Here is a 14,346-nt window from a genome sequence, read left to right as displayed (position 1 = left end):
CGTTTTTACGGGTTTTCACTAGGGATTGGCGCGTTGTTCACGCTGTGGACATGCCTTAATCTGGCGGCCGGTCCAGTAAGGCAGGACCTGGTTTCAACTGCCCCCGGCTACGAGCCCAGGGCGGTCATCTATCTCAGGAGAAGCAGAACATGAAGCGGAAATTGATGGTTGCGGCCGGCGCGATTGCCCTGGCCTGCGCGTCCCAGGCGGCGATGGCCGGTCCCACGCTGGACGCGGTGAAAAAGAAGGGATTCGTGCAATGCGGCCTGACGGACGGGGTCTCCGGATTCTCCGCGACGAACAGCAAGGGCGAATGGGAAGGCATGGACGTGGACATCTGTCGCGCGGTAGCGGCGGCGGTGTTCGGCGATGCCTCCAAGTTCAAGGGCACCGCGCTGTCCACCCAGCAACGCTTCACCGCGCTGCAATCGGGCGAGGTCGACGTGCTGCTGCGCACCGTGACGCTGACCCAGACGCGCGACACGTCGCTGGGCCTGTCCGCGGTCGCCGCCAGTTTCTACGACGGCCAGGGCATCCTGGTGAGCAAGAAGCTGGGCGTCAAGAGCGCCAAGGAACTGAACGGCGCCACGGTCTGCGTGCAGCCGGGCACCACCACCGAACTGAACCTGGCCGACTGGTTCCGCGCCAACAACATCGAGTTCAAGCCGGTCGTGATCGACAAGGTGACCGAAGTGGTGCGCGCCTTTGAATCGGGCCGCTGCGATGCCTTCACCGACGACGCCTCGCAACTGGCCGCCGTGCGCGCCACGCAGGTCGCCAACCCCAACGACTACGAGATCCTGCCGGAGCGTTTCTCCAAGGAGCCGTTGGGCCCCATGGTGCGCCAGGGCGACGAGAACTGGCTGGGAATCGTGCGCTGGACGCTGTTTGCGCTGCTGGAAGCCGAGGAATACGGCATCACGCAGAAGAACGTCGACGAAATGCTCAAGAGCAAGAACCCCAACGTGCTGCGCATCCTGGGCGTGACGCCGGGCGCCGGCAAGAATATGGGCCTGGATGAGAAGTGGGCCTACAACGCCATCAAGGCGGTGGGCAACTACAGCGAAGTCTTCGAGCGCAACGTGGGCAAGGACAGCAAGCTGGGCCTGCAACGCGGCACGAACGCGCTGTGGAACCAGGGCGGCGCGATGTATCCGTGGCCCATCCGCTGATGCGTCGACAGCCGTAGCGGGCGGATAAGGCAGTTCGTCCTAACCGGCCGTCCGACTCGCGCAAGGCCTCCCTCGGGAGGCCTTGCCGTTTCCGGGCGCGACCCGAACGTAAACAAAGGGCGCCTCGGAAACGGGACGCCCTGGCACGTCTGCGATAGAATGCGAGCGATTCCCATTTGCAGATAACCGCCCGCCGCGCCATGCTTCCGCCTTCCACGCTTACCTCGGACCATCCTCTGCTGGCCCGGATCTACACCGAAGACAGGCCATGGCTGCTGGGCCGCCTTTACACCCGGCTGCGCAACCTCGAAGACGCCGAAGACGTCGCGGGCGACACGTTCGTGCAGCTCATCCAGACGCCGCGGCTCGCCTCCGTGCGCGAGCCGCGCGCCCTCATCATCACCATCGCCAAACGCCTGGTCTGGAAACTGTGGCGCCGCCGCGAGCTGGAAGCGGCGTGGCTGGAAAGCCTGTTCCATCAGGGCGAGCAGTTCGCGCCGTCGCCGCAGGAGCAGCTTGCCATCCTGCAGACGCTGCAGCAGGTGGACCAGATGCTCGATGGCCTGTCGGCAAAGGCGCGCGCGGCATTCCTGTACAGCCAGCTCGACGGCCTGACGCATAAGGAAATCGCCGCCGCGCTGGGCGTGTCGGTCAGCATGGTGCGCCAGTACATCGCGCAGGCGCTGCAGCGCTGCTACGCGCTGGCGGACGCGCCATGAGCCGCGAGCAAACCGTGGCCGAGGCCGGGGACCGCGCGATCGGCTTCTGGGTCAAGCTGACCTCGGGCGAGGCGACCGACGCCGATCACGCCGCCTGTGCCGCCTGGCGCGCGGCTGACCCGGTCCATGAACATGCCTGGGCGCGGCTGCAGCAGGGCCTGAGCCAGTCGGTGGGGCGGCTGGAAACGGTCATGAAGAGCGAGCATCACGCGTTGCGGCGCACGCTGGTGCGCCCGGCGCGCCGCCGCGTGCTGCTCAATGTGGCCGCCTTGGCCGGCGCCGCCGCGGCCGGCGGCTGGGTGGCCAACCGCATCACACCGTTGGGCAATCTGACGGCCGATCTGGGCACGGCCACGGGTGAACGCCGGACCTTCACGCTGCCGGACGGCAGCCTGCTGACCCTGGACGCGCGCAGCCGCGTGGATCTGGATTTCACGGCGGACGCGCGCAACGTGCGGCTGCTGGAGGGGGCGCTGGTGGTGCAACCGCGCGCCGGTCTTTCGTCGATGTTCGCGGTGCACACGGCGCACGGGCAGGTCCGCAGCGCGGGCGCGGGCTGCATGGTGCGGCTGGAACAAGAGGCCAGCCTGGCCGTGGCGTTGCAGAGCAGTATCGAGGTCCTGCCGCGCGAGTCTGCGCCCCTGACGCTGGCGATGGGGCAGGGCGCGCGCTTCGGCGAGGGCTGGGCGGACCGTCCGCAACCGATGGACGACGCCGCCGCGTGGCGCGAGGGGTGGCTGAAGGCGCGCGACCAGCCGCTGGGCGAAATTGCCGCGGCGCTGGCCAGCTACCGCACGGGCGTGCTGCGCGTCAGCCCGCAGGCCGCCCGCCTGGCCGTGTCCGGCCTCTATCCGCTGGACGACACCGACCGCGCGCTGAGCGCGTTGGAGCATACGTTGCCGATCACCATCAGCCGCTACACGCGCTGGCTGACCGTGATCGACGTCCGCGCCGCCTGAACGGCCTTTTTCATTTTTTTTCGCACGAGGACTGTCACTTTTCCGATCTCGCGGCACATACCCACATATCACTGTGCGCAACGTATCGGAGACCCTCATGCGCGTTTTGCCTGTTCCCCACGTCCTTAGCCTTGCCGTGGTCCTGGCGGCATCCAGCCTGGGCCAGCCGGCCCACGCCCAGCCGCGGGCGCCCATCGCGTTCGACCTGCCCGCCGGCAGCCTGGACGCCACGCTGACCGAAATCGCGCGGTTGACCCGGACCGTGGTGTCCTACGATCCGCAGCTCGTGCGCGGCCTGAATGCCCCGGCCGTGCAGGGCGTCTACACGATGGATGCGGCGCTACGCGTTGCACTGGCCGGCAGCGGCCTGGAATCCACCCGGGCCGCCGACGGCACGCTGACCTTGCGGCGCGCGCCGGCCGCGCAGACCACGACGCTGGCGCCGGTCACCGTATCCGGCATGCTGCCGCCGGTGGACACCAGCGGCACGTACGTGGTGCAGGTCACCAACAGCGCCACGCGCCTGAACCTGTCGCCGCGCGAAACGCCGCAGTCCGTGACGGTGGTGACGCGCCAGCGCATGGACGATCAGTCCATGCAGAACCTGGACGACGTGCTGCAGGCAACCACCGGCATTTCGGTGGTGCAGAACGGCTCCGAACGCTCGGTGTACCAGGCGCGCGGCCAGTTGATCGACAACCTGCAGATCGACGGCGTGCCGGCCAACATCAGCAACGCGTATTCGTTCGACGCCATCAACAAACCCACCACCGAGATCTATGACCGTGTGGAGGTCGTGCGCGGCGCCACGGGCCTGTTGGAAGGGGCGGGCAATCCGGCTGCCGCCATCAACCTGGTGCGCAAGCGGCCCGGCTACGAGACCACGGGCGTCATGACGCTGTCGGCGGGGTCGTGGGACGACTATCGCACCATGCTGGACGTGTCCTCGCCCTTGAACGAGGCCAAGACGCTGCGCGGCCGTGCGGTGGTGGCCTACACCAACGCGGGCGACTTCCAGCAACGGGCGGGCAAGGAGAACTCGCTCTTCTACGGCATCCTGGAGGCCGACATCACGCCCGCCACCACGGTGACGGCGGGCCTGACCTACCAGAAGGACCGCAATCAGGGCTACGACTGGTCCGGACTGCCGACACGGGAGGATGGCTCGTTCTACCCGATGTCGCGCAAGACCGCCCTGGTCGGCGACTGGAATTACCTGAACAAGCGCAACACCAATCTGTTCGCCGACATCAAGCACGAATTCGGCAATGGCTGGAAGCTGACCGTAGCCGGCAACTGGCTGTCCGCCAAGTCGGACTTCCTGGGCAACTACACGCAGCGCACGACGGGCGATATCTTCACGCTGAATCCGCGCCTGTTCCAGTACGACGACACGCAGTGGGGCGTGGACGCCTACGCGTCCGGCCCGTTCCAGCTGCTGGGCCGCCAGCATGAGCTGGTGGTGGGCGCCACCACCCGCAAGGACGATTTCAGCTATCACGGCGGGCGCGACGCCGGCTATCGCTATCTGGTCGACATGAATGACCTGGGCGCCTTCAATCCGCCCGCGCCGACCGGGCTGGACGCGCATATGTGGCAGTACAACATCACGCAGAAGCAGCAGGGCATCTATACCGCCGGCCGCTTCAGCCTGACCGACAGCACGACCTTCATCCTGGGCGCGCGCATGAGCTGGTTCGAATTCGACCGCTTTGCGCAGACCACCGTGCGCACCGAAAGCCGCTACGAGCAGCGCGGCAAGGTCACGCCGTATGCGGGCGTGGTGCAGGACCTGAACGAAAACCTGTCGGCCTACGCCAGCTATACCGAAATCTTCAAGCCGCAGGAAAACATCGGCGTCGATGGCGGCGTGCTGCCGCCGATGACGGGGCAGAACTACGAAATCGGGTTGAAGGGCGAGTTCATGGACCGCCGGGTGAACGCCGCGCTGGCGCTGTTCCAGACGGACCAGAAGGGCCGGGCCGACCTGATCCAGGACAGCGACCTGTGCCCGCCGGGCATCTTCTCCTGCTACCGCGCTGCCGAGAAGGTGCGCAACCGCGGGGTGGACTTCGAGGTCAACGGCGCCATCACGCCAGCCTGGAACGTCAGCCTGGGCTACACCTACACGCAATCGAAGTACGCGCAGGGGCCGCAGTCCGGCCAGGTGTTTGCCAGCACCTACCCCCGCCACCTGCTGAAGGTGTCCACCGACTACCGTCTGCCGGACCAGTGGAACAAGCTGCGCGTGGGCGGCTCGGTGTACGCGCAGAGCGGCATCTTCAACGCCAGCGGCCCGGACGAAGACGAGTACAAGATCTCGCAGGGCGCGTACACGCTGGTCGGCCTGCATGCGGTCTACGACGTCAACAAGAACCTGGCGGTGCAGTTCAACGTGGACAACCTCTTCGACCGGAATTATTACCAGTCCGTGGGCAACACCAACTACTGGAATTACTTCGGTCAGCCTCGCACCTTCCGCCTCGCGCTGCGCGCCACGTTCTGACGGCAGCCGAACCTGGCGCGGCCGTCCGCTCCCCGGACGCCGCCCGGGTTTGTTCCGCCTGGCGGAACCCTGCCGGGAATGGTTCCATGCGCGCAAGCGGAAATGGCACTATCGCGAATCCGCCAGGCTCCCTATGATGTCCGTTGCGCGGGTGGCCTTGCCACCCGCCTGCCATTGATAACTACCAGGGAAACAACGATGAACGGCGCCGACAGCCTCTGCGACACCTTGCTTGCCAATGATGTGGACGTTTGCTTTGCAAATCCGGGCACATCCGAGATGCACTTTGTGGCGGCCCTGGATCGCAAGCCCAAGATGCGCTGCGTGCTGGGCCTGTTCGAAGGCGTGGTGACGGGCGCGGCCGACGGCTACGCGCGCATGGCCGACAAGCCGGCAGCCACGCTGCTGCACCTGGGCCCGGGCCTGGGCAATGGCCTTGCCAACCTGCACAACGCCAAGCGTGCGCGCACGCCGATGGTCAACATCGTGGGCGACCACGCCACCTATCACGTGCAGTACGACGCCCCGCTGACCAGCGACGTGGAAGGCGTGGCGCGGCCGATGTCGCACTGGGTCAAGCGCACGATGACGGCGTCGGCCCTGTCCGCGGACGCCGCCGAAGCCGTTGCTGTGGCGCGCCGCGCGCCGGGCAACATCGCCACGCTGATCCTGCCGGCCGACACGGCATGGACCGAACTGCCCGACAACGCGCCCGCGCCCATCGTGGCCAAGGACGAGCCGCTGGCGCAGACCACCGCTGAGGCCGTGCGTGCCGCCGCCGCCGCCATCCGTTCGGGCGAAGTCACCGTGCTGATGCTGGGCGGCGCCGCGCTGCGCGAGCGCGCCCTGAACGCCGCCGGCCGCATCGCGCGCGCCACCGGCGTGCGTCTGGTGTCGGAAACGTCGAACCGCCGCATCGAGCGCGGCGGCTCGCGCACCCCCGTGGACCGCCTGCCGTATCCGATCGACATGGCCGTGGCCAAGCTGAAGGACGTGAAGCATCTGGTGCTGGCGGGCGCAAAGTCGCCGGTTGGCTTCTTTGCCTACCCCGGCAAGCCCAGCCTGCTGGCCCCGCAGGACAGCAACCAGCTCGTGCTGGCCACTGCTGACCAGGACCTGCCGCACGCGCTGGAATGGCTGGCCGACGAACTGGGCATCGCCGCCGACGCGCCGCGTCTGCTTGCGCCCGCGCCCAGCTACGAAGTGCCGGCCTCCGGCAAGCTGACCAGCGCCGCGGTCAACATTCTGGTCGCGCACCACCTGCCCGAGCAGGCCATCGTCTGCGACGAGTCCATCACGCAGGGCCGCGAATTCCCGCTCTACAGCGTCAACAGCGCGCCGCACGACTGGTTGATGCTGACCGGCGGCGCCATCGGCATCGGCCTGCCGATGGCAACGGGCGCGGCGGTGGCCTGCCCCGACCGCAAGGTCGTGACCCTGCAGGCAGACGGCAGCGGCATGTACACGCTGCAGGCCTTGTGGACGCAGGCGCGCGAAAACCTGGATTGCCTGACGATCATTCTGGCCAACCGTTCCTACGCCACGCTGCACGGCGAAATGAAGAACGTGGGCGTGCAGGAGCCGGGCCGCAACGCGCGCCGCATGCTGGATCTGCAGGATCCGCATCTGGAGTGGACGCAACTGGCGCGCGGCATGGGCGTCGAAGCCGTCAGCGTGGATACGGTCGAAGGCTTTGCGCGCGCGCTGGCCGAAGGCCTGAAGCGCCGCGGCCCCTTCCTGATCGAAGCGGTGATCTGACGATTGCCGCCTGGGCGCGGGCGCTTGGCGAATCGTCTTCGCACGCGCCTCGCCGCTACACCCCCAGATAGCGCGTCAATTGCTCCGGCTGTTGGGCAAGCGACGCGCTGTCGCCATCCTGCACGATCAATCCCTTTTCCATGACCAGGCACCGGTCGGTGTGTTCCAGCACCGCCCGGTAGTTGCGGTCCACGATCAGCGTGGACATGCCGGTCGCGCGGATCTCGCGGATGATGCGCCAGATCTCGGCCACGATCAGCGGCGCCAGGCCCTCGGTGGCCTCGTCCAGGATCAAGAGGTCGGGATTGGTCATCAACGCGCGGCCGATGGCCAGCATCTGCTGCTCGCCGCCCGACAGCTGCTGACCGCCATGTCCCAGGCGCTCGCGCAGGCGCGGAAATGTGTCCAGCACGCGCGCATACGTCCACTCCTGCCCCGCGCGCTTGCCGGGGCGCGCCGCCACCTGCAGGTTTTCGCGCACATTCAGGTTGGGAAAGATGCCGCGCCCCTCGGGCACGTAGGCCACGCCCATGCGTGCAATCGCGTGCGGCTGCGCGTGCGTGCAGTCGCTGCCCCGCACCCGCACGTTGCCCTGCGCGCTTTTCACATGGCCCGTCAGGCTGCGGATGAGCGTGGTCTTGCCCATGCCGTTGCGGCCCACCAGGCCCACCGATTCTCCTGGCGCGATGTGCATGTCCACGCCGCGCAGCACATGGCTGGCGCCGTAGTACACATGCAGGCCGCCGGCTTCGATCAGCGTGTGCATCAATGCGCTCCTTGTCCGTCTTCGCCCAGGTAGGCGGTGCGCACCTCGGGGTTGGCGCGGATCTGCGCCGGCGCGCCGCTGGCGATCGCGCTGCCGTTGACCATCACGGTGATGGTTTCGGCGATGCGAAACACCGCGTCCATGTCGTGTTCGACCAGCAGGATGGCGTGGCCGGCCTTCAGCGTCTGCAGCAGGTCCAGGATGCGGTCGGTTTCCTCGGGGCCCATGCCCGCCAGCGGTTCGTCCAGCAGCAGCACCTGCGGTTCGCCCGCCAGGCACATCGCGATCTCCAGCTGGCGCTTGCGGCCGTGGGCCAGCAGACCGGCGGGTTGCTGGGCGTCGGCGGCCAGGCCGGTGCGGTCCAGTGCCTCGCCGGCCAGCTCGGCGCTGCGCCGGCAGCTGGCGGCGTCGCGCCACCAGTGCCAGAAACGCTGCCGGCTGGCCTGCGCGGCCAGCCGGCAGTTCTCGAAGACGCTCAGTTCAGGAAAGATCGTGGACCGCTGGTAGCTGCGGCCCAGCCCGGCGCGCGCCCGTTCGGGTTGCGGCCACGCGGTGATGTCGCGGCCCGCCAGCGTGACCTGCCCGCTGCTGGCCGCCAGTTCGCCCGACAGGATGTTGATGAGCGTGGACTTGCCCGCGCCATTGGTGCCGATGACGGCGTGCACCTGACCGCGCTGCAATTCGAGCGACACGCCGTTGACCGCGGTCAGGCCGCCGAAGCGGCGCGTGACCGCGCTTGCGGCGAGCAGGACATCAGACATGGCGTTCTCCCTGAATGGGCAGGCGGGACGCAGACGCCTTGCCTTGCGCGCGTGCGGGGGTAATGGCTTCTCGGGCGGCCTTTCGGCTCGCGTCCGCCGTCCGTGCGTGGCGGCGCTCGCGCCATTGCGCAGGCAATCCCGCCAGTCCGTTCGGCAGCAGGGCCACCAGCGCGATAATGGCCAGGCCCAGCGGCAGGTGCCAATGGCGCGCGTAGTCGCCAAACAACTCCTGCGACTGGAACAGCTCCTGCAGCAGCACCATCGTTACCGTGCCCAGCACCGCGCCGCCCAGGCTGGCCATGCCGCCCAGAATCACCATCAACAGCACCAGCCCCGATTGTTCCCACGCCAGCAGCTCGGGCGTGACAAAGCCGTCCTTCAGCGCAAACAGAAAGCCCGCCAGGCCCGCCAGCGTGGCGCCGATGACGTACGCGGCCAGCTTGTACGGATACGTCGAATAGCCCGCCGCGCGCATGCGCTGCTCGTTGATGCGGATGCCGGCCAGCGCCGCGCCGAACGGCGAGCGCCGCAGCAGCGCCAGAAAGCCCCACGCCAGCGCCAGGCACGCCAGGACGAAGAAATAGAACGTGGTCCCGTTGCTCAGATCGAACGGCATCCAGCCGCCCAGCGAGAGCTCGGGCCGGAAGTACAGATAGATGCCGTCGCTGCCGCCGCCGATCTTGGTGTCGTGAAAAACGTAATAGGCCATCTGCGAGAACGCCAGCGTGACCATGATGAAGTACACGCCGCGCGTGCGCAGCGCCAGCGCGCCGGTGACCAGCGCATAGGCGGCCGCGGCGAGTAACGCAGCCGGCAGCAGCCACCACAGCCCGGCCGCTTCCGATTCGGGCGACAGCAGCGCCGCCACGTAGGCGCCGATGCCGAAGAACGCGGCGTGCCCCAGGCTGACCAGCCCCGCGCCGCCGACCAGCAATTGCAGGCTCAGCGCGAAGATCGCGTAGATCATGATCTTGACCACCAGGCCGGTGTAGTAATCGCTGCCGCTGAACGAAAAGGCGGCCAGCGCCAGCAGCGCGGCGAAGGGCAGTAGTCGGTTGAGCAGAGGCGTGCGCATGCGTGGGTCCTTTTGATGTCTCGACAGGACCTAGCCCTGTTTGAACAGCCCTTCGGGCTTGCAAAGCAGAATGAAAGCCATCAACAGATAGATCAGCACGCCCGCCGCGGAAGGGAACAGCACCTGGCCGAAGGTCTCGGCAAAACCCACCAGCATCGCGGCCAGGAACGCGCCGCGGATCGACCCGATGCCGCCGATCACCACCACCACGAAACAGATGATCAGCACGCCGTTGCCCATGCCGGGATACACCGACGAGACAGGCGCGGCAATGCTGCCGGCCAGCGCCGCCAACGCCACGCCGGCCGCGAACACCACGCGGTACAGCTTGTTGATGTCGATGCCCAGCGAGCTGATCATCTCGCGGTTGCTGGCGCCGGCGCGCAGCATCATGCCCAGCCGCGTGCGCGAGATGACCCAGTACAGCAGCAGCGCCACCGCAATGCCCACGGCCGAGATGAACAGCCGGTAGACGGGATAGGTCATCACGTCGCCCAGCGCAATGCTGCCCTGCAGCCACGACGGCAGCGGCACGCCGTGCACGTCGTTGCCCACAAGAATGCTGCGCAGCTCCTCGAACACCAGGATCAGGCCGTAGGTCATCAGCACCTGCTGCAAGTGGTTGCGCTTGTACAGGTAGCTGAAGAACGCGGCCTCCAGCACGTAGCCCAGCACGCCAGCGGCCAGCACGCAGACGGCCAGCGTCGCGAGAAACCCGCCACCCAGCCAGCGGTCGACCACCGGACCCAGCGCAAACGCCATGTACGCGCCGATCATGTAGAAACTGCCGTGGGCCAGATTGATGATGCCCATGATCCCGAAGATCAGCGTGAGTCCGCTGGCCACCAGGAACAGCAGCAAGCCGTACTGGAATGCGTTCAGGCTCTGGATGAGCAGGATGCTGATGTCCATGGGGCCTCCCTGTGGCGGACGCGTGGCGGGGCGTTACAGCTTGCAGCCGCGCGCGGGGTCGGCCAGCTTCTGCACGGCGACCTCGACAACCTTGTTTTCCAGGCCATCGACGCGGCGCAGGTAGATGTCCTGCACCGGGTTGCCGGCCTTGGACAGCGTGAACGAGCCGCGCGGGCTGTCCACCGTCGCCGTGCGCATGGCGCTGCGGAAAGCTTCCTTCTTCGAGAAATCGCCCTTCACCGCCGAGAGGCCCGACTGCATGAGCTGCGCGGCGTCATAGCCTTGCACCGCATAGACGTCCGGCTGCATCTTGTACGCCTTGGAGTAGTCGGCGCGGAATGCGTTGTCGCGCGGCGTGTTCAGGCCGTCGGCATAGTGCAGCGTGGTCAGCAGTCCCTGCGCGGATGCGCCCTGCGCCTGCAGCGTGCCGTCCGTCAGGAAGCCCGAGCCGTACAGCGGAATCGTCTTGTCCAGGCCGGCCGCGTGGTAGTCCTGCACGAACTTCACGGCGCCGCCGCCCGCAAAGAAGGTGAAGACCATGTCGGGCTTGAGCGCGGCAATCTCCGTCAGCAGCGATTGGAACTCCACGTTGGGAAACGGCAGGCTCAGTTCGCGCACGACCTTGCCGCCGGCCTTCTCGAAGCCTTCCTTGAAGCCGCCGATGGCTTCGTCGCCCGCCGCGTACTTCCATGTGATGGTCACGGCGGTCTTGTGGCCCTTGGCATAGGCCACCGGTCCCATCGCATAGGCCGGCTGCCAGTTCGTGAACGAGGTGCGGAAGATGCCGGGGCCGCACAGCGGGCCGGTGATCGCATTCGCCCCGGCATTGGTCACGATGAGTGTGGTGTCCGCGTCCTTGGCGGCCTTGGCCAGCGCCATCGCCACGCCCGAATGCACCGTGCCGATCAGCACGTCCACCTGGTCGCGCTTGATGAGGCGGTTGGCGTTTTCAGCGGCCTTGGCCGGGTTGGATTCGTCGTCCACCTTGAAGTATTCGATCTCGCGCCCGCCCAGCTTGCCGCCTTGCTCGGCGACGTAGAGCTTGAAGCCGTTCTCGATGGCGTTGCCCAGCGCGGCGAAGGTGCCGCTGTAGGGCAGCATGAAGCCGACCTTGAGCTTGTCGTCGGCATGCGCGCCGCTCGCGGCGATCGTCAGGGCGGCGGCCAGCGCAGCCCGGGTCAGGACGTGGTTCATGGTTTGTCTCCGTGCTTGTTATGGGCAGACGCCGGGGCCGATCGCGCGGCTTCGGGTCAACCGGGTTTTTCCAGCGCGCCCACAAAGTGGGCGACGGCCTGGACAACGGTGGCGGGTTGATCCCGGTGCGGCGAATGCCCGCACGCCGGTATCTCCAGCAATTCGGTCTGCGGCGCGCGGCGGCGGATGCCGCGCACCTGCTCCAGCGTGCCGTATTCGTCGTCCATGCCCTGGATGGCCAGCACGGGACAGGTGATACGGTCCAATTCGTGTTCGATGTTCCACGCACGGAATTCGGGTTTCAGCCAGATGTCGTTCCAGCCCCAGAATGCCGAGTCCACATCCTGGTGATGACGCCCCAGCCGCGCACGCAGGTCCGATTCCAGATAGGCCTGGCGCGCCATGGCGATGCTGGCCACCGAGATGTCTTCGACAAAGAGGTGCGGCGCGGCGGCCACCACCCCGGCGATGGCATCCGGATACCGCGCGGCGTACAGCAACGCGATCGAGCCGCCGTCGCTATGGCCGAACAACACGGGCTTGTCGTGGTGCGCGTTCACGCCCAGGACCTCAAGCAGGGCGGGCAGGACTTCGTGTGCTTCGCGATGCATGAAGTCCACGGGCCACGCTTCACGCAACGGCCGCGCGGTCGACTGGCCGTATCCATAGCGTGAGTACACGAGGCCGCGGCACCCGGCCGCATCGCAGACGCGTTGGGGGAAATCCTTCCACATCGACACCGATCCCAGTCCCTCGTGCAGGAACACGATAAGTGGGGCATCGACGCGTTCCGGCGCGATCCACGCGCATTCCAGCCGCATGTCGCGGCCGCGCGCGTGAATGTTGGCAAAGACCGTGGCGGCGTGGGTTGCCGCGGGGGCGGCGGCAGTCATAGCGCGGCCTCTTCCAGCGCGCGCAAACGGAACCGCTGGATCTTGCCGGTGGCCGTCTTGGGCAGTTCCTCCAGGAAGTCGATCTGGCGCGGGTACTTGAACGGCGCCAGATGCTGCTTCACGTAATGCTGCAAGGCGGCGCCGGTCTGCGCGTCGGGCTCGAAGCCGGCGCGCAGCACCACGTAGGCCTTCGTCTTGACCAGGCCGTCGTGGTCCGGCACGCCGATCACTGCGGCTTCCAGCACCGCCTCGTGCTGGATCAGGATGTTCTCGACTTCCACCGGCGACACGTACTGGCCGCTGACCTTGATCATGTCGTCACTGCGGCCGGCGTAGGTGTAGTAGCCGTCCGGATCGCACACGTACTTGTCGCCGCTTTTGAGCCAGTCGCCCAGAAAGCACTGGCGCGTCTTGTCGCGGTTGTTCCAGTACATCAGCGCGGCGCTGGGGCCCTTGATGTAGAGATCGCCGATGGCGCCCGGCGAGACCGGCGCGCCGTTGTCGTCGCGCAGTTGCACCTCATAGCCGGGCACGGGCTTGCCCGTGGTGCCGTAGCGCAACTGGCCCGCGCGGTTCGAAATGAAGATGTGCAGCATCTCGGTCGAGCCGATTCCGTCCAGGATTTCACAGCCGAAGTGACGCGTGAAGCGCTCGCCGATGTCGCGCGGCAGGGCCTCGCCGGCGGACGTGCACACGCGCATCGCCACCTGCTCGCGGGCGGGCAGGTCGGGCGAAGCCAGCATGCTGGCATACAGCGTCGGCACGCCATAGAACACGGTGGGACGATGCCGGACCAGGCGCTGGAACACGGCCTGCGGGGTGGGGCGCTCGGCCATCAGCACGACGGTGGCGCCCACCGACAGCGGAAACGTCAGTCCATTGCCCAGGCCGTACGCAAAGAACAGTTTCGCGGCCGAGAACGCCACGTCGTCTTCACGGATGCCGAGCACGGGCTTGGCGTAGAGCTCGGCCGTGTGCCAGAGGTTGCCGTGGGTGTGCACCACGCCCTTGGGCTTGCCCGTGGAGCCGGACGAATACAGCCAGAACGCAATCTCATCCGACAGCGTCCGCGCGGCGGGCGCGAGCGGGGCGGCCGCCAGCAGCGATTCGAATTCGTGGGCGCCGTCGGGCAGGTTTGCGCCGGGCTGCGAGACGACCAGGTGTTCGATGTCGGCCGGCGCCTGGGCAAGCGCCGATTGCAGGACCGGCAGCAACGCGCCCGACACGAACACGGCCCGAACGCGGCTGTGCGCAACGATGTAGGCGTAGTCGTCGGCGGTGAGCAGAGTGTTCACGGCCACCGGCACCACGCCGGCGTGCAGCGCGCCCAGGAACACCACCGGCCAGTCGGCCGTGTCCTGCATCAGCAGCAGGATGCGCTCCTCGCGGCGCAGGCCCAGATTGCGCAGCGCGCCCGCCATGCGGGCCACCCGCTCGGCCAGCTCGCCATACGTGAGCTGGCGGGTGTCGTCGATGTAGGCCAGCTTGGCGGCGCGCGGCGCGTTCAGCGCGGCCAGGTGGCTGGCGAAATTCAGTTCGGCGGGGCAGGTGTTCACGGTTGTCTCCTGATGTCCTGGTGGGCGGACGCCGTGCCTGTGTTTGTTGTTGGCGGCAGGGCGGGTGTCCGGACC

12 protein-coding genes are annotated in these 14,346 nt (G+C 67.3%); 5 read left to right on the top strand and 7 right to left on the bottom strand.

The annotated features are described in order from the left end of the window. Positions 1 to 149 precede the first annotated feature (149 nt). The 5 genes from CLM73_RS21610 (at position 150) to CLM73_RS21590 (ending at position 7,114) form a co-directional block, all read left to right on the top strand. Positions 150 to 1,172 (top strand): amino acid ABC transporter substrate-binding protein, encoded by a 1,023-nt coding sequence (locus CLM73_RS21610; protein WP_063953202.1) that lies wholly within the window; start codon positions 150 to 152, stop codon positions 1,170 to 1,172. 200 nt (positions 1,173 to 1,372) lie between these two features. After that, positions 1,373 to 1,891 carry a sigma-70 family RNA polymerase sigma factor gene (locus tag CLM73_RS21605; protein WP_105240177.1) on the top strand — a complete coding sequence of 173 codons (519 nt, stop codon included), beginning with the start codon at positions 1,373 to 1,375 and terminating at the stop codon, positions 1,889 to 1,891. Next, complete coding sequence (locus tag CLM73_RS21600) at positions 1,888 to 2,850, top strand: FecR domain-containing protein (protein WP_105240176.1); 963 nt, start codon at positions 1,888 to 1,890, stop codon at positions 2,848 to 2,850. The genes CLM73_RS21605 and CLM73_RS21600 overlap by 4 nt, the downstream gene beginning before the upstream one ends. A gap of 97 nt (positions 2,851 to 2,947) precedes the next feature. Next, positions 2,948 to 5,356 (top strand): TonB-dependent siderophore receptor, encoded by a 2,409-nt coding sequence (locus CLM73_RS21595; RefSeq protein ID WP_105240175.1) that lies wholly within the window; start codon positions 2,948 to 2,950, stop codon positions 5,354 to 5,356. A 198-nt stretch (positions 5,357 to 5,554) separates the two neighbouring features. Further along, positions 5,555 to 7,114 (top strand): acetolactate synthase large subunit, encoded by a 1,560-nt coding sequence (locus CLM73_RS21590; RefSeq protein WP_105240174.1) that lies wholly within the window; start codon positions 5,555 to 5,557, stop codon positions 7,112 to 7,114. A 55-nt stretch (positions 7,115 to 7,169) separates the two neighbouring features. Here the strand turns inward: CLM73_RS21590 and CLM73_RS21585 are convergent, their stop codons facing one another. From CLM73_RS21585 to CLM73_RS21555, 7 genes are read right to left on the bottom strand one after another with little or no spacing between them, the layout of a single operon-like run. Further along, positions 7,170 to 7,880 (bottom strand): ABC transporter ATP-binding protein, encoded by a 711-nt coding sequence (locus tag CLM73_RS21585; RefSeq protein WP_105240173.1) that lies wholly within the window; start codon positions 7,878 to 7,880, stop codon positions 7,170 to 7,172. Next, the gene (locus CLM73_RS21580) at positions 7,880 to 8,641 is read right to left on the bottom strand and encodes an ABC transporter ATP-binding protein (RefSeq protein WP_105240172.1); all 762 of its coding nucleotides are present in this window, start codon (positions 8,639 to 8,641) and stop codon (positions 7,880 to 7,882) included. The genes CLM73_RS21585 and CLM73_RS21580 overlap by 1 nt, the downstream gene beginning before the upstream one ends. After that, the gene (locus tag CLM73_RS21575) at positions 8,634 to 9,716 is read right to left on the bottom strand and encodes a branched-chain amino acid ABC transporter permease (protein ID WP_105240171.1); all 1,083 of its coding nucleotides are present in this window, start codon (positions 9,714 to 9,716) and stop codon (positions 8,634 to 8,636) included. The genes CLM73_RS21580 and CLM73_RS21575 overlap by 8 nt, the downstream gene beginning before the upstream one ends. 30 nt (positions 9,717 to 9,746) lie before the next feature. Continuing rightward, positions 9,747 to 10,628, bottom strand: coding sequence for a branched-chain amino acid ABC transporter permease (locus tag CLM73_RS21570; protein ID WP_105240170.1), 882 nt, complete (start codon positions 10,626 to 10,628; stop codon positions 9,747 to 9,749). 33 nt (positions 10,629 to 10,661) lie between these two features. Continuing rightward, positions 10,662 to 11,822, bottom strand: coding sequence for an ABC transporter substrate-binding protein (locus CLM73_RS21565; protein ID WP_105240169.1), 1,161 nt, complete (start codon positions 11,820 to 11,822; stop codon positions 10,662 to 10,664). Positions 11,823 to 11,878: 56 nt separating this feature from the next. Then, positions 11,879 to 12,715 (bottom strand): alpha/beta fold hydrolase, encoded by an 837-nt coding sequence (locus CLM73_RS21560; protein WP_105240168.1) that lies wholly within the window; start codon positions 12,713 to 12,715, stop codon positions 11,879 to 11,881. Then, the gene (locus tag CLM73_RS21555) at positions 12,712 to 14,271 is read right to left on the bottom strand and encodes a benzoate-CoA ligase family protein (RefSeq protein WP_105240167.1); all 1,560 of its coding nucleotides are present in this window, start codon (positions 14,269 to 14,271) and stop codon (positions 12,712 to 12,714) included. Before CLM73_RS21555 ends, CLM73_RS21560 begins: the two co-directional genes overlap by 4 nt. Positions 14,272 to 14,346: the final 75 nt, after the last annotated feature.

The organism is Achromobacter spanius, from assembly GCF_002966795.1.
GTDB lineage: Bacteria > Pseudomonadota > Gammaproteobacteria > Burkholderiales > Burkholderiaceae_B > Achromobacter > Achromobacter spanius_D.
Note: the sequence above shows the minus strand (reverse complement) of the source record. Positions and strands in the feature narration are given on the sequence as shown.